Annotated in this window: 16 protein-coding genes and 1 tRNA gene; 12 read left to right on the top strand and 5 right to left on the bottom strand. The window is 50.1% G+C overall.

Features of this window, described 5'->3' with window-relative positions; all coding sequences use genetic code 11:
• Positions 1 to 18: 18 nt before the first annotated feature.
• Positions 19 to 948, bottom strand: coding sequence for a prolyl aminopeptidase (gene pip / locus HMPREF2560_RS10715; protein ID WP_070873876.1), 930 nt, complete (start codon positions 946 to 948; stop codon positions 19 to 21).
• Between the two features lie 124 nt (positions 949 to 1,072).
• Here pip and yciA point away from each other — a divergent pair, with 124 nt between their 5' ends.
• Positions 1,073 to 1,513: an acyl-CoA thioester hydrolase YciA gene (gene yciA, locus HMPREF2560_RS10710; protein WP_070873875.1), complete on the top strand. Its 441-nt coding sequence runs from the start codon at positions 1,073 to 1,075 to the stop codon at positions 1,511 to 1,513.
• A gap of 240 nt (positions 1,514 to 1,753) precedes the next feature.
• A complete protein-coding gene (locus HMPREF2560_RS10705; protein WP_070873874.1) occupies positions 1,754 to 2,545 on the top strand; it encodes a formate/nitrite transporter family protein in 792 nt (263 codons plus the stop codon).
• Positions 2,546 to 2,762: 217 nt separating this feature from the next.
• Here the strand turns inward: HMPREF2560_RS10705 and HMPREF2560_RS10700 are convergent.
• Positions 2,763 to 2,839, bottom strand: a tRNA-Pro gene (locus tag HMPREF2560_RS10700).
• A 153-nt stretch (positions 2,840 to 2,992) separates the two neighbouring features.
• Entirely contained in the window at positions 2,993 to 4,516 is a 1,524-nt protein-coding gene (locus HMPREF2560_RS10695) for a fumarate hydratase (RefSeq protein WP_003746217.1), read from the bottom strand.
• A gap of 854 nt (positions 4,517 to 5,370) precedes the next feature.
• Between HMPREF2560_RS10695 and HMPREF2560_RS10690 the strand changes: the two genes are divergently transcribed.
• From HMPREF2560_RS10690 to trkA, 5 genes are all read left to right on the top strand, one after another.
• Positions 5,371 to 6,009, top strand: coding sequence for a 2Fe-2S iron-sulfur cluster-binding protein (locus tag HMPREF2560_RS10690; protein ID WP_070735107.1), 639 nt, complete (start codon positions 5,371 to 5,373; stop codon positions 6,007 to 6,009).
• Positions 6,009 to 7,637, top strand: a complete 1,629-nt coding sequence (locus HMPREF2560_RS10685; RefSeq protein ID WP_070829967.1) for an FAD-binding protein — start codon at positions 6,009 to 6,011, stop codon at positions 7,635 to 7,637. Before HMPREF2560_RS10690 ends, HMPREF2560_RS10685 begins: the two co-directional genes overlap by 1 nt.
• Positions 7,634 to 8,887 (top strand): complex I 51 kDa subunit family protein, encoded by a 1,254-nt coding sequence (locus HMPREF2560_RS10680; protein ID WP_070829968.1) that lies wholly within the window; start codon positions 7,634 to 7,636, stop codon positions 8,885 to 8,887. Before HMPREF2560_RS10685 ends, HMPREF2560_RS10680 begins: the two co-directional genes overlap by 4 nt.
• A 212-nt stretch (positions 8,888 to 9,099) precedes the next feature.
• Entirely contained in the window at positions 9,100 to 10,551 is a 1,452-nt protein-coding gene (locus tag HMPREF2560_RS10675) for a DASS family sodium-coupled anion symporter (protein ID WP_070873873.1), read from the top strand.
• 95 nt (positions 10,552 to 10,646) lie between these two features.
• Positions 10,647 to 12,059, top strand: coding sequence for a Trk system potassium transporter TrkA (trkA, locus tag HMPREF2560_RS10670; RefSeq protein ID WP_070829970.1), 1,413 nt, complete (start codon positions 10,647 to 10,649; stop codon positions 12,057 to 12,059).
• Between the two features lie 77 nt (positions 12,060 to 12,136).
• Here trkA and lgt read toward each other — a convergent pair whose 3' ends face one another.
• Positions 12,137 to 12,997: a prolipoprotein diacylglyceryl transferase gene (gene lgt / locus HMPREF2560_RS10665; RefSeq protein WP_070608665.1), complete on the bottom strand. Its 861-nt coding sequence runs from the start codon at positions 12,995 to 12,997 to the stop codon at positions 12,137 to 12,139.
• A gap of 74 nt (positions 12,998 to 13,071) precedes the next feature.
• Positions 13,072 to 14,202 (bottom strand): M14 family metallopeptidase, encoded by a 1,131-nt coding sequence (locus HMPREF2560_RS10660; protein ID WP_003746205.1) that lies wholly within the window; start codon positions 14,200 to 14,202, stop codon positions 13,072 to 13,074.
• Positions 14,203 to 14,375: 173 nt separating this feature from the next.
• Between HMPREF2560_RS10660 and argB the strand changes: the two genes are divergently transcribed.
• From argB to HMPREF2560_RS10635, 5 genes are all read left to right on the top strand, one after another.
• Positions 14,376 to 15,263: an acetylglutamate kinase gene (gene argB / locus HMPREF2560_RS10655; protein ID WP_070608663.1), complete on the top strand. Its 888-nt coding sequence runs from the start codon at positions 14,376 to 14,378 to the stop codon at positions 15,261 to 15,263.
• A 261-nt stretch (positions 15,264 to 15,524) separates the two neighbouring features.
• Complete coding sequence (gene eno / locus HMPREF2560_RS10650; RefSeq protein ID WP_070608661.1) at positions 15,525 to 16,811, top strand: phosphopyruvate hydratase; 1,287 nt, start codon at positions 15,525 to 15,527, stop codon at positions 16,809 to 16,811.
• 23 nt (positions 16,812 to 16,834) lie between these two features.
• Entirely contained in the window at positions 16,835 to 17,110 is a 276-nt protein-coding gene (gene ftsB, locus HMPREF2560_RS10645) for a cell division protein FtsB (RefSeq protein WP_003679613.1), read from the top strand.
• A gap of 101 nt (positions 17,111 to 17,211) precedes the next feature.
• Positions 17,212 to 17,703, top strand: coding sequence for a DUF1841 family protein (locus tag HMPREF2560_RS10640; RefSeq protein ID WP_070873872.1), 492 nt, complete (start codon positions 17,212 to 17,214; stop codon positions 17,701 to 17,703).
• 112 nt (positions 17,704 to 17,815) lie between these two features.
• Entirely contained in the window at positions 17,816 to 18,523 is a 708-nt protein-coding gene (locus HMPREF2560_RS10635; RefSeq protein WP_070608658.1) for an SIMPL domain-containing protein, read from the top strand.
• Positions 18,524 to 18,714 lie beyond the last annotated feature (191 nt).

The following is an 18,714-nucleotide window of genomic DNA, read 5'->3' as shown; positions in this document are numbered from 1 at the left end:
ATTGTTATTGATTACCCTTTATAACTTGCTTCTAATATCCTTCACAGCTTTCACTAAAGCTTCGGAAAGCGAAGGATCAAAAGAAGAATGGCCTGCTTGGGCGATTCTCAATTCTGCTTCTGGAAAGGCTTGCGAGAGTTCCCACGCGCTTTGCATTGGGGTGCATAGGTCGTAGCGGCCTTGGACGATGATGGTTGGGATATGGCGGATTTTGTCGATGTTTGCCAAGATGGCTTTATCGCCCCGTAACCAGCCTTCGTTCACGAAGTAATGGTTTTCCATTCTTGCGATGGCAAGAGAGGCTTGCGGGTCTTCATCTACATCTTTAGGTTCAAACTGAATAAGGTAGCTTTCCCAGTCTGCCCATGATTTAGCCGCTTTGAGGCGCGTGGCTTCATCTTCGCTGAACAGCATTTCATGGTAGGCTTGGATTAGGGCTTGGCGTTTGTTTTCGGCTACGGGAGCAATGAATTTTTGCCATTGAGCCGGATAAATTTGGCTGACGCCGCCTGCTTCGTTCAACCATGCCATTTCAGACGGCCTGCACAGGAAAATACCGCGCAAAACTAAGCCGCTGACGCGCTCGGGATGGGTTTCGGCATAAGTCAGCGACAAGGTGCTGCCCCATGAGCCGCCGAAAACCAGCCATTTTTGAATGCCGAGCATTTCACGTACTTTTTCAATATCGGCAACCAAATCCCATGTGGTGTTGTCTTCAATACAGGCATAGGGTTTGGAGCGTCCGCAACCGCGTTGGTCGATAATAACGATGCGGAAATGTTCTGGATTGAAAAAGCCGCGACAGGCAGGTGATGCCCCTGCTCCGGGGCCGCCATGCAGGAAAATCACGGGGTGGCCATCAGGATTGCCTGATTCTTCCCAGTAGATTTCGTGAATGTCGGATACGCGCAAAAGGCCGCTATTTCGTGGTTCTTGAATCGGATGCATAAGCTTTCTCCTTTGTCTGATGAATATGTTGATTGTAACACTTTGCCTTCTGATTTTTCAGACGGCCTACATAGGTTTATCGCCACAAATGGCGTAAAATAGCACTTTTTTGACAGGACTTTTTATGGCTGACAACAAACAAACACATGCGGCACCCGAAGGACAACTTTTATTGCGTACGGTAGCCATGCCGCGCGATACCAATCCTAATCAGGATATCTTCGGCGGCTGGATTATGTCGCAAATGGATTTGGGCGGCGGTATTTTGGCGGCAGAAATCACACAGGGACGCATTGTAACCGTGGCCGTTCAAGAAATGAATTTCATCAGACCGGTAAAGGTCGGCAACGTTGTATGCTGCTATGGTCATTGCGTCCGCGTCGGCAATACTTCTTTGCAACTGAAAATCGAAGTGTGGGTGAAGACTTTGATGAACGATATGGTAACGGAAGACCGCCAACTGGTCACCGAAGCCGTGTTCACTTACGTCGCCATCGATTCACAAGGCAATCCGCGCCCTATTCCTCGCGAAGGCAATGCAAAGCTGGCTCATTTGTCAGTTTAAGAAATCAAAACCAGGCCGTCTGAAATTTCAATGTTCAGACGGCCTTTTTGAATATGGAGACAAAATGTAATAATATTTCTTTTGAGCTAAAGCAAGGCGAAGTATCTGTTTTTTAGGTTTAATTCAGGCTGATTGATAAGACAAAGACCGTACACCGGCTCCCTATAACACCACTCTACCGCGACAGTTTGTATCACCTTTAAAACAACGTTTCCTCCTCAACCCACTTTAAGGAACATCATGGCTTCGCGCGATTTATACCCACAGGAAATTTTACAGGTTGTTCTCGACAAAAGCTGCGCCAAAGCACAATCCAGCATCCCCACACTGGCAATCTTGAGCATTTTGGCCGGTGGATACATCGGCTTCGGATATCTTGCCTATTTAAAAGTAGTCAGCGGCATTCCGCATGAATGGGGCGGCGTTGCGACTTTACTCGGTGCCGCCGTGTTCCCAATCGCCTTGATTTGTATCCTGCTTGGCGGCGGCGAGCTGGTAACCAGCAACATGATGATTATGTCTTTAGGCAGATTGGCCGGACGGATTTCCTCTAAAATGCTGCTGCGAAACTGGGTTATCGTCTGCATGGGCAATTTGGTAGGCACGCTGGCGATGGCGTTTTTTCTCGGACACTATGTCGGCATGACCGAAGGCAGCGTGGTAGAAAAAACTATTGCTGTGGCGGAAGCAAAAGTCCATATGGATTTCGGCCGTGCTTTCGTATCGGCAGTCGCATGTAACTGGATGGTCTGCATGGGCGCGTGGCTGCACTTTGCCGCTAAAAACACAACCGGACGAATGCTGGCCATTTGGTTCCCCGTCATGATTTTCGTATTAAACGGCTTCCAACACCTTGTCGCCAATATGTTCGTTATCCCAGCCGGCATTTTGGCAGGTGCAAACATCACTTGGGGGCAGTTTTACTTCAACATGATTCCCGTATTTCTGGGTAATGTCGTCGGTGGCGCATCATTTGTCGGCGCATCGTATCTTTATACTTATAAAGACACGCTAAAAAATAGTGCCGAATAGACCTGCTTTAGAAACAACAAAACCTGCTTTTTTAAGCAGGTTTTTCGTTATTTTTCAGACGGCCTTTGCTACACAAAATCATCATACTGCTCCACAAGGTTGCAAGATTTTTTTCAGCCTAATAGCCTATACCGAAGTGAGCAATCTATATTGAAACTTAAAGAGTAAAAACAAAAAGGACTTAACCGGAAAAACAGGTTAAGTCCTTAAAATCTTTTGGTCGGAGTGAAAGGATTCGAACCTTCGACCCCTTGCACCCCATGCAAGTGCGCTACCAGACTGCGCCACACTCCGACTCGATAAGCCATGAATTCTAGTTTCAAATACTGATTTTGACAAGTGTTTTTTAGGAAGGGAAATTTACTCGTTTGAAAATATTTGAATTATTTATACACAAAAAAGGCCGTCTGAAATCGTTCAGACGGCCTTTGATTATTCAGTCAAATATCAAGCTTCAACCGGGATAATACCGATTTTGGCCTGCCATTGTTTTGGCGCAATAGCGTGAACCGATTCGCCGTTGCTATCCACCGCAACGGTCACAGGCATGTCTTTGACTTCAAATTCGTAAATCGCTTCCATACCCAATTCTGGGAACGCCAAGACTTTAGATGCTTTAATGGCTTTGGCAACCAGATATGCCGCGCCGCCGACAGCCATCAGGTAAACAGCTTTGTTATCGGCAATGGCTTGGCAAGTTGCTGCGCCGCGTTCGGATTTACCGATCATACCCAAAAGGCCGGTTTGTTCCAGCATTTGGCGGGTAAATTTATCCATACGGGTGGAGGTGGTCGGACCTGCCGGGCCAACAACTTCGTCGCGGACTGGATCAACCGGACCGACGTAGTAAATCAGTTTGTTGGTGAAATCCACCGGCAACTCTTCGCCTTTGTTGAGCATGTCAACCAAACGTTTGTGCGCGGCATCGCGGCCGGTCAGGATTTTACCGTTCAGCAACAATACGTCACCGGTTTTCCATGTAGCCACTTCTTCTTTGGTCAGATTGTTGACATCGACACGTTTGCCGTTGTCAGGGCTGTAAGTCAGATCCGGCCAGTCTTCCAAAGATGGGGCTTCCAGTTTGGCCGGGCCTGAGCCATCCAATTCAAATTCGATGTGGCGGGTTGCCGCGCAGTTTGGAATCATGGCAATCGGTTTGGAAGCCGCGTGGGTTGGGTAGTCAAGGATTTTGACATCCAGCACGGTGCTCAAACCGCCCAAACCTTGTGCGCCGATACCCAAGGCATTTACTTTTTTGTAGAGTTCCAAACGCAGGGCTTCGGTTGTAGACAATTCCGCACCTGAATCGGCTTTTTCTTTGAGTTCCTGAATATCGATATGGCTCATCAGGCTTTCTTTGGCCATCAGCACTGCTTTTTCAGGCGTACCGCCGATACCGATACCCAAGATGCCCGGAGGACACCAGCCGGCACCCATTTGAGGAACGGTTTTCAATACCCAATCAACGATATTGTCTGAAGGGTTGAGCATGGCAACTTTGGTTTTGTTTTCAGAACCGCCGCCTTTGGCTGCGCAAGTGACTTCGACTTTGTCGCCTTTTACGATTTCCATATGTACAACGGCAGGGGTATTGTCTTTGGTATTTTGACGTTTTCCAGCCGGGTCGGCCAATACAGAGGCGCGCAGTTTGTTGTCAGGATAGGTGTATGCACGGCGTACACCTTCATTAACCATTTCCTGTACACTCATCTCGGCATCCCACTGTACATCCATGCCCACTTTCAAGAATACGGTCGCAATACCGGTATCCTGACAAATCGGGCGATGGCCTTCGGCACACATACGGCTATTGACCAAAATCTGCGCCATCGCATCTTTGGCGGCAGGGTTTTCTTCTTTTTGATAAGCCTTGTATAAAGCCTGAATGTAATCTTTAGGATGGTAGTAGCTGATGAATTGGAAAGCATCGAAAATACTTTGGATAAAGTCTTCTTGCTTGATGACGGTCATGATTGTGTTCCTTTTCGGGAGTCATGGTAGGAAGGGTTTGTTTATTTTTTAAGAGACCGATTTTTCAGACGGCCTTCAATAGTGTAATAGTGCTTTCAAATGAATAATCCAGACAATATCATTTTCATACCTTATTGATTTAAATAGAATTTAATAACATATTAAATCACTTGGTTATTGATAACCTATATCTACTGGCTATTCGCTTACATAGAAATAAAATTACATTGTTTTTAAATGATAATCTTATTTCAAGGCCGTCTGAAAATATTTGCCTTAAGCATCTAAAAAAGAAATTTAGTAGCCTGTATTTAAAAGGAAACTACCTAAATTTCAGACGGCCTTTCTTATTCTCCAATACAATACACAATTGTAAAATCCGTGTTATTTTCTCCCTCAATCTTCTTGACTGATATCAAACTTGTTTGATTTTCTGAAATTTTATAACAGTTTTTTCACTTGCTCACATACCAAAATATTATTCAATATATACAATAATCTATGCAAAATTGTCTAACATATAATAATGATTTTTACTAGTAAATATACGAATATTTTAAAATTTATAATAAAAAAGTAATTTTATTTTACTTTTAAAATCAAATTTTTGTAATAAATTTGTCTAAATAATAGGCATATTTTATTTGCAATCCTCCTTCTATAAAACCTTAGGTTACCCCTATCATCAAATCCAACAAATTCTGATACACTTCACCTTATATAGATAAACATTGATTTTAAAAGAATTTCCGAGTAAATCACTTGGATATTTTCCTCATACGCAATAAATGTAATAAAAATACAATTAACCAAATTATCCACTATTCCAACTTCCAATTTCACAGGAACAAACCATGAGTGAAAATTTGTTAACCCTGACCATAGACGGCCACGAAGTCAAAGCCTCCGCCGATTCGTCAATTATCCAAGCCTATGCCCGTTCAGGCAATGCGATTACTGCCAATGTCGGCTGTATGGGTCAAGGCGTATGCGGTTCCTGCCGCTGCATGATTCGTAAAGAAGGCGAACGTGAAGTAACCACTGCACTGGCATGCGAGACCAAAGTTGAAGAAGGCATGCAGGTCAGCTTCTTGGACTACTTCATTCCCGAGCATATCCAATATTACGACGTCAGCGAAATTGGTGATGGCTGGAACTGGTTGGACGATACCGCCAAAGCCTTCCCAGAAGCGCAAAATTGCCGTCATTGCGGCGGCTGTAATCGAGCCTGTCCTAAAGGTTTGCAAGTGGAAAACGGCGTAGCGCAGGTAGTTTCCGGCGATTTCAGTGCGGCTGCGCTGACCTTTGACCAATGCGTGATGTGCAACCTCTGCACCCTCTCCTGCCCCGAACACATCCGTCCGAACCACTTGGGCCTGTTCGCCCGCCGTATGAAAGCGGCGCGTACATTGCGTCCTGTGGATTTGATGCGCCGCCTACGCGAAATCGACAGCGGCAAAATGAAAGTCGAATTTGAAGAGGAGTCAGTGTAATGGTTAACAAAACCCAAGGCATAGACTACGAAACCGCCCTTGCCAACCTGCGTGCGTCCTCATTGGAATTACGCGGCGATTTACCTGAAAAAAACGAATTACTGAGCCAATTTCACCCTGACTATCAGGCAAATGCCCGTGTGAAACTGCCTATCGGTCCAAACCAAGGCGATTACTGCCATCCTGATTTGGCCAAACTCTTAATCAGTCAGCCTCTGATTGACGACTATAATTTGTCGGGTGCAGAACACTTGAACACCGACGTATTGGTAATTGGTGGCGGCGGAGCGGGCGCGGCAGCGGCATTGTCTGCCACTGAAGCCGGAGCACGCGTCATCATGGCGAACAAACTGCGTATCGGCGACAGTAATACCGTGATGGCCGAAGGCGGCATTCAAGCTGCGATCGGCGCGGAAGACAGCCTGCAACAACACTTTGACGATACCATCAAAGGCGGCCACAACGCAGGCAAAAAAGAATTGGTGGCGCAAATGGTTACCGATGCGCCGTCCGCCATCCGCTGGCTGATCGGCTTGGGCATGACTTTCGATCTTGCCAAAGGCACGGACAGCAACGGCATGTTGAGCCGCAAGCGTGCAGGCGGTACGACCGTGCCGCGCATTCTGAGCTACCGCGACTTTACCGGCCTCGAAATGATGCGCGTACTGCGCGAGGCAGTCGAGCTCGACGAAAACATCACACAGCTTAACCGCCACCCCGCCATCGAATTATTGTCTGACGAACACGGCCGCTGCGTCGGCGCGATTTTGTACGATTTGGAAAAACGTTCTTTGGTGTTGGTTCACGCTAAAGCCGTGGTATTGGCAACCGGCGGCAGCGGACGCCTGCATTTGCAAGGTTTCGCCACTTCCAACCACTATGGAGCGACTGCAGACGGCCTGGTCATGGCCTACCGTATCGGCGCCAAACTGCGCGATGTCGATTCTTTCCAATACCACCCGACCGGCGTTGCCCATCCGCCACACTTGGCAGGCGCGCTGATTTCCGAAGCAGTGCGCTCTGCAGGCACCAAGCTGGTCAACGGTTTGGGCGAACGTTTCGTTGACGAATTACAACCGCGCGACGTTGTTGCCGCTGCGATTCTGCGCGAATGCCGCGAAGGCCGCGGCGTGGTACGCGATGGTCAAGTCGGCGTGTTCCTCGACACCCCGCGCCTGATTGCTAACGACCCTGACGTATTGAACCGTTTGGTAACACTCGGCCACGTTGCCCATAAATGCGGCATCGACCCTGCCGTTGAGCCGGTCATGATTCATCCGACCCTGCACTATCAAAACGGCGGTATCGAAATCAACGGTGACGGCGCAACCTGCGTCGAAGGCCTCTATTGCGCCGGCGAAGTAACCGGCGGTATTCACGGCCGCAACCGCCTGATGGGCAATGCGCTTTTGGACATCATCAGCTTCGGCCGCCGTGCCGGTAAAGCCGCGGCAAATTGCGGGCTGCCGCTGAAAAAAGTACGCGGCGGTGTCGGTCACGTCCACGATCTGCAACGCGAAATGACCCGTGCCGGTCTGACCAGCGACATCAAAGCCCCCGTTTTATATCCCGACTACGGCAAATTCGATTTGCGCGAACACGCCGGTTTGCAGGAGCAACAATCATGAATCAAGCCAATCAAAACTTACTGCATCCTTCCCGCCAAGTCGGCGCAGATTTAGCCGCATGGCGTAAAGTTGGCGGCGGCGAAGGCCTGTTGGCGGCGCTTGCCGATCCTCAAAGCATTGTTTCCAAACTGCAAGAAGCCAATCTTTGCGGTATGGGCGGCGCAGGTTTCCCGACTTGGCGCAAATGGGAGGCTGCCGTTGCCGCCCAAAGCAAAAATGGCGACAAATACGTTGTCTGCAATGCCAACGAAGACGAACCGGGTACATTTAAAGACCGTGTACTGCTGGCAAATACACCGCACCAAGTCATCGAAGGCGTCCTGATTGCCGCCGTTGCCTGCCGTGCCAACAAAGCGATTTTGTACGTTAACCCTCATCAAACCGAATCCATCGCTTCCATCACACCGGCCATCGAGCAATGGAAAAACAGCGATTTGTTTATCCGCATCGAAAACTACTTGGGTAAACCTTTGGACTTGCAACTGGTTGAAACTTCAGGCCGTTATATCGGCGGCGAAGAAACTGCCGTGATTTCATGGCTGGAAGGCGGTTTCCCTTTCCCTCGCCGCAAGCCGCCTTTCCCAGCCGAAAGCGGTGTCAACGGTGAGCCGACCCTTATCAACAATACCGAAACCTTCGCCAATATTCCGCAAATCCTTGCCAAAGGTGCGGAATGGTACAAATCGCTGGGTTTGGGCGATGCGGCCGGTACAAAACTCTACTCGCTCTCTGGCGACGTATTGAATCCGGGGCTGTACGAACTACCGATGGGCACAACCCTGCAATCACTGATTTACGATCACGGCGGCGGTATGCTCGAAGGCCGTACGTTTAAAGCCGTATTTACCGGCGGCCCGTCAAACACGCTTTTGACCGTCAAAGATTTGGACGTGCCTTTGGACTTCGTTTCCGTGCGCGAACGCAAATCCAGCCTCGGTACCGGCGCGATGATTGTGATTTCCGAAGGCACCAGCGTGGTGCGCAAAGTGGCCGAATATGTGGAATTTTTCGCTTCTAACTCATGCGGTCAATGCCCACCTTGCAAAGGCGGTACATTCCAGCTTTCCCGCCTGCTCAACCGTGTGGACACCGGCATCGGCACTCCCGACGACCTGCGCGCCCTGCAAAGCCTGTGCCAACTGTTGCCACGAAGCGGCCGTTGCGGTTTGATTGACGGCGCAGTTACCGTGTTGCAAAGCTCGCTGCGTACCTTCCCCGAAGAATACGGCCTGCCGCAAGAACAGGAGTAAAACGGCGTTGTTTTCAGACGGCCTGTTGCCATAAAGGCCGTCTGAAAAACGATACCCGACTCCCTTTCTCTTCTTTCCAAGATGGAAGAGAAACCCCAATAAGAAAATACCTTCCGAACCTACCAAAATACGTTCAGACAGGCTTCAGCAACACTCAGGCCGTCTGAAAACCGATTTCCCAATACTTCAATCCTCAAATTAGGAGATTCAACATGGGCTTCAAGCCAATTCCTGCCGCGGTCGCACTTGTGCTGACGCTGCTTATCTGGTTCGTTATCCCCGTTCCTCAAGGCGTATCGCCTGACGCATGGCATCTTTTAGCATTGTTCGTCGGCATCATTGCCGGCATCATCGGCAAAGCCATGCCTATCGGCGCAATGGCGATTTTGGGCATTACCTTGGTTGCACTGACCGGCGTGACTAACGAAAAAGCTGCAGACGCAACCAAAGACGCTTTGAGCAGCCTCAACAACTCACTCATCTGGATGATCGGTATCGCCATCATCATCTCGCGCGGCCTGTTGAAAACCGGCTTGGGTATGCGCATCGGCTACCTCTTGATTTCCCTCTTCGGCAAACGCACGTTGGGCGTAGGTTACAGCTTGGCGCTTGCCGACTTAGTCATCGGTCCAGTAACGCCGAGTAATACCGCGCGCGGCGGTGCGATTGTGCATCCGATTATGAAATCCATCGCACTTAGCTTTGACTCCGACCCTGAAAAAGGTACGGAAGGCAAAATCGGTAAATACCTTTCACTGGTCAACTTCCACTCCAACGTGATTACCTGTCTGATTTTTATCACTGCCACCGCACCTAATCCGCTGGTAGTCGAATTGGTTGCCAAAGCCACCAATTCGCAAATCCAACTCTCTTGGGGCACATGGTTCTTGGCGATGGTCGTACCCGGCCTGCTTGCTATGCTGCTGATGCCACTGGTGCTGTATTTCCTGTATCCGCCTGAAATCAAACAAACCCCTAACGCCACTGCATTGGCAAAAGAGCATTTGGCTGCCATGGGGCCGATGAAGCGTGAAGAAAAAATCATGCTGGGCATTTTCCTGGTTCTGCTGCTGTTGTGGGCGGGTATTCCTGAAATGCTGTTCGGCGTGAAAGTTGACGCTACCGCCACCACCTTCCTCGGCTTGAGCCTGTGCCTGTTGACCGGCGTACTGACTTGGGACGACGCGCTGAAAGAAAAAAGCGCGTGGGATACCATTGTTTGGTTTGCTGCCTTGGTGATGATGGCAAACTTCCTCAACAAACTGGGCCTCATCAGCTGGTTGTCCGACTCCATGCAAAGCGGTATCGCCCACATGGGCTTGGGTTGGGAAGCAGGCTGCGCCCTGTTGATGCTGGCCTACCTCTACGCCCACTACGTTTTCGCCAGCGGTACGGCACACGTTACCGCCATGTTCGGCGCATTCTACGGCGCAGGCTTGGCCTTGGGCGCACCACCGATGCTATTTGCCCTGGTTATGGCAGCCGCTACCGGCATCATGATGTCACTGACCCACTACGCCACTGGTTCTGCACCTGTCATTTACGGCTCAAACTACGTCAACATGACCGAATGGTGGAAAGCCGGCTTCATCATGAGCGTGCTCGAAATCCTGATATTCTGCACTGTCGGTATCTTGTGGTGGAAAGTTTTGGGCTACTGGTAACCCTCTGGCTTATTTAAAACTCAGGCCGTCTGAAAACTCCAATTTCAGACGGCCTTTTGTTACAATTTCATTTTTACCGAACACACTCAATTACCGTGAAAATACTCATCCTCGGCAGCGGCCAAGTCGGTTCGACCGTCGCCCAAAACCTCGCCTCCGTTCCCAGCAACGACGTTACCATCATCGACATCGACGAAAAAGCGCTCAACCGTATCAGCAGCCGCCTCGATGTCCAAACCATCGTCGGCAACGGCGCATCGCCCTTTACCCTTGAACAGGCAGGCGCGGCGGACTCCGACCTCCTGCTTGCCCTGACCCGCAGTGACGAAACCAACATTGTTGCCTCCAAAATCGCCGCCGACCTGTTCAACATCCCCAGCCGCATCGCACGCGTGCGCTCAAGCGAATACCTCGAATATCCGGTTGACGGCAGCGACAACCCCGAAGAAGGCAGCCTCAACATCTTCGGCATTACCGAAACCATCAGCCCCGAACAACTGGTTACCGAACAACTTGTCGGCCTGCTCAACTACACCAGCTCATTGCAGGTACTCAGCTTTGCCAACGACCAAGTTCGCATGGTGATTGTTCAAGCTCGCAAAGGCGGTTTGCTGATCGGTCGTGAAATTGCCGACATCAACCAGCACCTGCTCGAAGGCGTAGACTGCCAAATTTGCGCCATCTACCGCAACAACCGCCTGATCGTCCCAACGCCGCAAACTGTCATTATCGAAGGCGATGAAGTCCTGTTTGCCGCCGACATCAACAGCGTTGAGGCCATCATGCGCGAATTGCGTCCGAAAGAAGCGCGTACCCGCCGCATCATGATTGCCGGCGGCGGCAACATCGGCTACCGCCTCGCCAAACAGCTCGAGTCCAAATACGACATCAAAATCATCGAATACAAACCCCACCGCGCCGAATGGCTGGCCGAGAATCTGGACAACACCCTCGTCCTGCAAGGTTCCGCCACCGATGAAACCCTGCTGGACGAAGAATACATCGACGAAATCGACGTCTTCTGCGCGCTGACCAACGATGACGAAAACAACATCATGTCCAGCCTGTTGGCGAAAAACCTTGGTGCCAAACGCGTAATTACCATCGTCAACCGCTCAAGCTACGTCGATTTGCTCGAAGGCAACAAAATCGATATCGTCGTTTCTCCCCATCTGATTACCATCGGCTCCATCCTCGCCCACATCCGCCGCGGCGACATCGTTGCCGTCCACCCCCTGCGCCGCGGCACGGCCGAAGCCATCGAAGTGGTGGTACACGGCGATAAAAACACTTCCGCCATCGTCGGCCGCCGTATCAGCGGTATCAAATGGCCAAGCGACTGCTACATCGCTGCCATCGTCCGCGGCGCAACCGGCGAGGTCATCATGGGACACCACACCGAAACCATCCTCCAAGACGGCGACCACATTATCTTCTTCGTCTCACGCCGCCGCGTCCTGCCGGAGTTGGAAAAACTCATTCAAGTCAAAATGGGCTTTTTCGGTTAAACCCGAAATCTGTTTGCCTGAAGCGATAAAAAGGCCGTCTGAAAACCTTTTCAGACGGCCTTTATTTATTGTTTTATTTATGCTTTGGCAACGCTGTTTTTACGGCCAAACCAAACAAAACCAATCGCACCCAATACAATCATCGGCACGCTCAACCATTGACCCATGGACAAGCCCAAAGTCAGCAGGCCGAGATAGTCGTCAGGCTGACGGGCAAATTCGGCAATAAAGCGGAACAAACCGTAACCGCCCAAGAACAATGCCGCCGTTTGACCGGCCGGACGCGGTTTTTTCGAGAAAATCCAAACGATAACAAACAGGCAAATACCTTCAAGGGCAAACTGATAAAGCTGAGACGGATGGCGCGGCAGCATACCATATTGTTGCAGCCATTCGGCCCACAAAGGATTGTGCGCCGCAGCTTCTGCATCTTCGTAACGCGCTTGAGGGAAACCCATCGCCCAGAAAGCATTGAGTTCGGTCACGCGTCCCCAAAGTTCGCCGTTGATAAAGTTGCCGATACGGCCGGAAGCCAAGCCCAGCGGTACGAGCGGCGCAACGGTATCCATCAATTTCAAGACACTGATGTTGTGCTTGCGGCCAAACAGCCACATGGCAACGACCACGCCCAAGAAGCCGCCGTGAAACGACATGCCGCCTTCCCAAACTTTGAAAATATCCAACGGGTTGGCAAGATAGTCGGAAAATTTATAAAACAAAACGTAGCCGATACGGCCGCCCAAGATGACGCCCAAGATACCCCAAGTCAGGAAATCGTCGAGTGTTTCTTTGGTAAACACAGAATTGCCCTGCGCGATACGGCGGCGGCCCAAAATCGTAAACAGGATAAAGCCGACGATATAGCTCAAGGCATACCAGCGGATGGCAAGCGGGCCGATGCTGATCAGCACCGGATCAAACTGGGGATGTATCATCATAATGTGTGTTCCTTATCTCAAAGGCCGTCTGAAAGCCTGAACTTTCAGACGGCCTGTATGCAGTATCGGATGGTTTAACGCAAATCGCCAACCACATTCAAAATAGCAGACAACATTGCCTCGCCCAAGCGCAGCGAGCGTTGGCCGTTCCAGCCGAAATCGTCGTCCGGCAGATTGGCATTGTCTTTAAACGGCATTTCCAAAGTATAGGCAAGGCAGTTGAAATGATTGCCGACCCAGTTGGTCGCCAAAGTCATGTTTGCCTGACCCGGCGCGTCTTTGTCATAGCCGTAATCGTCTTGGAAATCGGGGCTGGCATTGAGCAGCGCAAGTTTGAATTGGTCTTCCAAGGCTTCGATGCGCTCGTTGTAGTTCGGCACGCCTTCGGTACCGGCCACAAAGACAAACGGCAGACCTTCATCGCCGTGAATATCCAAGAACAAATCCACGCCGGTTTCCATCATTTTTTCGCGGACGGTAAAGACTTCAGGGCTTCGCTCCAAAGTCGGGTTTTCCCATTCGCGGTTGAGGTTGGCGCCGGCGGCATTGGTACGCAAATTACCCAAAACCGAGCCGTCCGGATTCATATTCGGCACAATATAGAAAGTCGCACGGTCAAGCAGCATGCGCGCGGTCGGATCTTGCGGATCAAGCAGACGACCCAGCAAACCTTCGACAAACCATTCCGCCATGGTTTCGCCCGGATGCTGACGGGCGATAATCCAGACTTTCATGTCACTTTCGACTTGGTTGCCGATGGTCAAAAGATTGATGTCGCGGCCTTGAACAGTACTGCCCAAATCGTCGATACGGCACAAACCGCTTCCCTGCGCATCGCCCAAAAGGTTCAAATGCTGCTCGTTGGAATAAGGCTCGAAATAAGCGTAGTAAACGCTGTTGGACAAAGGCGTATGGTTGATGGTCAACACGCCGTTTTCGTAGCTGGTCGGCACGCGGAACCAATTTTGGCGGTCGTAAGAAGCGCAAGCCTGATAGTCCTCCCAGCCCAAAGGATACGCAGCGTCCGCCGCATTTTCAAAATGCATCACGCAATTTTGATAGGCCGCACCCTGCAAACGGAAGTAAAACCATTGGGCAAACTCCGAAGCATTGTCGGGACGCAGGGCGAGGCGGATATCGGCAGGGTTGCTCAAGTCTTTGACAACGACCGAACCGGCATCGAATTGGGTGCTGATTTTCATCATGGGTATCCTTAGTAATCGGCGAAGAGGCCGAAGCAAACCGTCATTTTACCGTTTGCATGAGGCTGGTTTCAACCATTTAACTGATTTAACAGGATTTCAAGCGTTTGGAAATATTGTTTCAGACGGCCTTTGGGATTAAGATAAAGCCGAAATCATGAAACAAGGTTGAAACCATGACCCAGCAACAATCTGTCTCCCCTTCCATCAAGGCGCGCGTCCTTGCCGAATCTTTACCTTATATCCGCCGTTTTTCCGGCTCCATCATCGTCATCAAATACGGTGGCAACGCCATGACCGAACCTGCCTTAAAAGAGGGTTTCGCACGCGATGTCGTCCTGCTCAAACTGATCGGCCTGCATCCCGTTATCGTTCACGGCGGCGGTCCACAAATCAATGAAATGTTGGAAAAAGTCGGCAAAAAAGGAGAATTTATTCAAGGCATGCGCGTGACCGACAGCGAAACCATGGACATTGTAGAAATGGTTTTGGGCGGACACGTCAATAAAGAAATCGTTTCCATGATTACCACCTTCGGCGGTCGCGCCGTCGGCATTACTGGCCGGGACAACCACTTCATCAAAGCGGAAAAACTCCTGATCGACACGCCCGAACAAAAAGGCGTGGACATCGGCCAAGTCGGCACAGTAGCCGACATCGATACCCGTTTGGTAGAAGGCTTGGTCGAGCGCGGCTGCATTCCTGTCATCGCACCCATCGGCGTAGGTCAAAACGGAGAAGCGTTCAACATCAATGCCGACTTGGTTGCCGGCAAACTGGCGGAAAAACTTCAAGCCGAAAAACTACTGATGATGACCAATATCCCCGGCGTACTGGATAAAGAAGGCAAATTATTGACCACCCTGACGCCAAGCCGCATTGACGAACTGATTGAAGACGGTACGCTGTACGGCGGAATGCTGCCTAAAATTGCCTCCGCCGTTGAAGCCGCCAAAAGCGGCGTCAAAGCCACGCATATCATAGACGGTCGCGTTCCAAACGCCCTGCTCTTGGAAGTACTGACCGATGACGGCGTAGGCTCAATGATTTTGGGCGAAGACTAATCCGTTTTTCAGACGGCCTTATGCCTGATTTAATCAGCTTTTCACCCTAAAAAGGGTAAAAAATGTTACACTATACGGCTTATGTTTGTTTGAACGATATTGACGTGAAACAAACTTACAGTCGGTTTCATACCGACACCGATGCCATGCCCGGCAAAGACGGTATAATGGCTGCATTCATCAGACTTCGGCAATCATCCTCAAGGCCGTCTGAAGCGTAACAAAGCTACTTTTCTTTTACCATCCTATTTGGAGATATTCATGAGCGCAATCGTTGATATTTTTGCACGCGAAATCTTAGACTCTCGCGGCAACCCTACTGTAGAGTGTGACGTATTGTTGGAATCCGGCGTCATGGGCCGTGCAGCCGTACCAAGCGGCGCATCAACCGGTCAAAAAGAAGCTTTGGAACTGCGTGACGGCGACAAATCCCGTTACTTGGGCAAAGGCGTATTGAAAGCCGTTGACCACGTCAACAACCAAATCGCGCAAGCCCTCATCGGTATCGATGCTAACGAACAATCTTATATCGACCAAATCATGATCGAATTGGACGGTACTGAAAACAAAGGCAACTTGGGTGCCAACGCCACTTTGGCCGTTTCTATGGCCGTAGCACGCGCAGCCGCTGAAGATGCAGGCCTGCCGCTGTACCGTTACTTGGGCGGCGCAGGCCCAATGGCTCTGCCGGTTCCGATGATGAACGTTATCAACGGCGGCGAACATGCCAACAACAGCCTGAACATCCAAGAATTCATGATCATGCCTGTCGGCGCAAAATCTTTCCGCGAAGCCCTGCGTTGCGGTGCAGAAATTTTTCACGCGCTGAAAAAACTGTGTGACGGCAAAGGCTTCCCAACTACCGTCGGCGACGAAGGCGGTTTCGCACCTAACCTGAACAGCCACAAAGAAGCCCTGCAGCTGATCGTTGAAGCAACCGAAGCCGCAGGCTACAAAGCTGGCGAAGACGTATTGTTCGCCCTGGACTGCGCATCCAGCGAGTTCTACAAAGACGGCCAATACCATCTGGAAGCCGAAGGCCGCTCTTACACCAGCGCAGAATTTGCCGAATACTTGGAAGGTCTGGTTAACGAATTCCCAATCGTTTCCATCGAAGACGGCATGGACGAAAACGACTGGGAAGGCTGGAAACTGCTGACCGAAAAATTGGGCAAAAAAGTTCAATTGGTCGGCGACGACTTGTTCGTAACCAATCCAAAAATCTTGGCCGAAGGCATCGAAAAAGGCGTGGCAAACGCATTGCTGGTCAAAGTCAACCAAATCGGTACATTGAGCGAAACCCTGCAAGCCGTTGACTTGGCCAAACGCAACCGCTACGCCAGCGTAATGAGCCACCGTTCCGGTGAAACCGAAGACAGCACCATTGCCGACTTGGCAGTTGCCACCAACTGTATGCAAATCAAAACCGGCTCCCTGTCCCGCTCCGACCGCATGGCGAAATACAACCAATTGTTGCGCATTGAAGAAGAATTGGCCGAAGCCGCCTACTACCCTGGCAAAGCCGCATTCTACCAACTGGGCAAATAAGCAGAATATAGGATATTGATTGTATGAAGTGGGTAACTTTTGTTTTAACCTTCGCACTTTTGTGCTGTCAGTACAGCCTTTGGTTTGGTAAAGGCAGCGTCGGGCATACGGAAGAATTGCAGGAGCAGCTCGTCCGTCAGGAGGAAAAAAACCAAACGCTCACTTTACGCAACAATTTCCTCAATGCGGAAGTTGAAGATTTGGCACACGGACAAGAGGCCATTGCCGAAATTGCCCGTGTCGAATTGGGCTATGTCCAAGACGGCGAAGTGTATTACCGAATCATCGACCGCCGCTAAACCCTGCAAAACAAAGGCCGTCTGAAAACATATTTTTCAGACGGCCTTTTTTATCGCAATCGCTATATAATCACATATCCCAAAATCAAATCACACCCATTATGTATGACGTAAACACCCACGATGTCCGCCGATTCTTTGCCCACGTCTGGCAACACAGGCTCGCACCGCTCCAATTGGACGGCCTGCAACAAAAAGCCTTACGCATTATCGAAGCCCATCCCGAATACGGACACTATCTCGAAGACATCGAACAATATTTAGATAAAGAATGGCTGCCCGAAGACGACGAAAGCAATCCATTCCTGCATATGTCGCTACACCTTTCCCTGCAAGAGCAAAGCGCCATCGACCAACCCTCGGGCATCCGTGCCATCCACCAACAACTTTGCGCCCGTTACAACGGCGACTGGGTCAAAGCCGAACACGATATGATGGAAGCCTTGGCAGAAACCATCTGGGAGGCGCAACGCTACGGACGAGGCCTTGACGTCAATGCCTACATGACTCGCTTACGGAAATTGGTCGGCTTAGGCCAAGAAGAAAAAGCCCGCCTCAATCCCCATGAGGTCGGCTTGATGGACACAAAGTAACTTCTTTTCAGACGGCCTCAACCCATACAAATCCTTACGCTTGCCAAAGCCAACGTTTCCATCTTTCATGCTAAATTACTTTTTTAAAATCCGCATTACAAGGAAAAACAAAATGCTCCGTCCAGCCCTTACCGCCCTACTGCTAGCGGCCTCCCTGCCCGTAGCAGCAGAAAGCCTCAACTACAACATCGTTGAATTTTCCGAATCCGCCAACATGGAAGTGCCACGGGATACCATGACCGCGCATTTCAGCGTCAACGCAGAAGGCAAAGACCGTCAAGCCGTCAACCAAGCCTTCATGAAAAAATTTAACCAGTTCAACAAAATCTCCCAAAACAACAAATTTAAAGCCGAGCTGATGGAGCGCAACGCTTCCCCGCGCTATCAATACACCAACGGCAAACGCACCCAAACCGGCTGGGAAGAACACGCCTACTTCAAAGTAGAAAGCAAAGACTTTGAAGCACTCAACCGCCTGATTGCCGATAGCATCAATATTGCCGTTTTGGAAAGCTCCTCGTTTTCCGTATCCAAAGAAAAACGCGAAGAAACCGTCGACCAACTGAGCAAAGCCGTCATCCTGCGCTTCAAAGACCGCGCCCAAAACCTCGCCCAAACGCTCGGCTTCTCCAGCTACAAAATCGTCAAACTCAACTTGGGCCACATCGGCAACCGCCAAGTCGGCGGCGACTTTGCACACGCCAAAATGCTGCGGGCAGCCCCTGTCGCAGAGGTAGCTGCAGGAATAGAAGATGGCGTACCAGCCTCCCCAGGCTCAGAAGAAATCAGCCTGACCGTCAGCGGTTCGGTGCAAATGTAGGATTTTCTTTTAAATCATTTAAAAGGCCGTCTGAAAGTATATTTTTCAGACGGCCTTTTGTATTGTTCAATGATTAGAACGGTTGTTTCTATTTTATAGTAAAATGTAAACTATAAAGATATTTAAAATCAGATAATTAAATTCTTATTATTCACTTTTCAATCTGGATTGCGTAAAAATAAAGTATGAAA

The organism is Neisseria sp. HMSC078H04, assembly GCF_001838135.1.
Classification (GTDB): domain Bacteria; phylum Pseudomonadota; class Gammaproteobacteria; order Burkholderiales; family Neisseriaceae; genus Neisseria.
This window is presented reverse-complemented; position numbering and strand designations above follow the sequence as displayed.

Bases quoted from the DNA above. Each gene is read 5' to 3' on its own strand.
- pip (WP_070873876.1), bottom strand. From the start codon at position 948: ATGCATCCGATTCAAGAACCACGAAATAGCGGCCTTTTGCGCGTATCC.
- yciA (WP_070873875.1), top strand. From the start codon at position 1,073: ATGGCTGACAACAAACAAACACATGCGGCACCCGAAGGACAACTTTTA.
- HMPREF2560_RS10705 (WP_070873874.1), top strand. From the start codon at position 1,754: ATGGCTTCGCGCGATTTATACCCACAGGAAATTTTACAGGTTGTTCTC.
- HMPREF2560_RS10695 (WP_003746217.1), bottom strand. From the start codon at position 4,516: ATGACCGTCATCAAGCAAGAAGACTTTATCCAAAGTATTTTCGATGCT.
- HMPREF2560_RS10690 (WP_070735107.1), top strand. From the start codon at position 5,371: ATGAGTGAAAATTTGTTAACCCTGACCATAGACGGCCACGAAGTCAAA.
- HMPREF2560_RS10685 (WP_070829967.1), top strand. From the start codon at position 6,009: ATGGTTAACAAAACCCAAGGCATAGACTACGAAACCGCCCTTGCCAAC.
- HMPREF2560_RS10680 (WP_070829968.1), top strand. From the start codon at position 7,634: ATGAATCAAGCCAATCAAAACTTACTGCATCCTTCCCGCCAAGTCGGC.
- HMPREF2560_RS10675 (WP_070873873.1), top strand. From the start codon at position 9,100: ATGGGCTTCAAGCCAATTCCTGCCGCGGTCGCACTTGTGCTGACGCTG.
- lgt (WP_070608665.1), bottom strand. From the start codon at position 12,997: ATGATGATACATCCCCAGTTTGATCCGGTGCTGATCAGCATCGGCCCG.
- HMPREF2560_RS10660 (WP_003746205.1), bottom strand. From the start codon at position 14,202: ATGATGAAAATCAGCACCCAATTCGATGCCGGTTCGGTCGTTGTCAAA.
- argB (WP_070608663.1), top strand. From the start codon at position 14,376: ATGACCCAGCAACAATCTGTCTCCCCTTCCATCAAGGCGCGCGTCCTT.
- eno (WP_070608661.1), top strand. From the start codon at position 15,525: ATGAGCGCAATCGTTGATATTTTTGCACGCGAAATCTTAGACTCTCGC.
- ftsB (WP_003679613.1), top strand. From the start codon at position 16,835: ATGAAGTGGGTAACTTTTGTTTTAACCTTCGCACTTTTGTGCTGTCAG.
- HMPREF2560_RS10640 (WP_070873872.1), top strand. From the start codon at position 17,212: ATGTATGACGTAAACACCCACGATGTCCGCCGATTCTTTGCCCACGTC.
- HMPREF2560_RS10635 (WP_070608658.1), top strand. From the start codon at position 17,816: ATGCTCCGTCCAGCCCTTACCGCCCTACTGCTAGCGGCCTCCCTGCCC.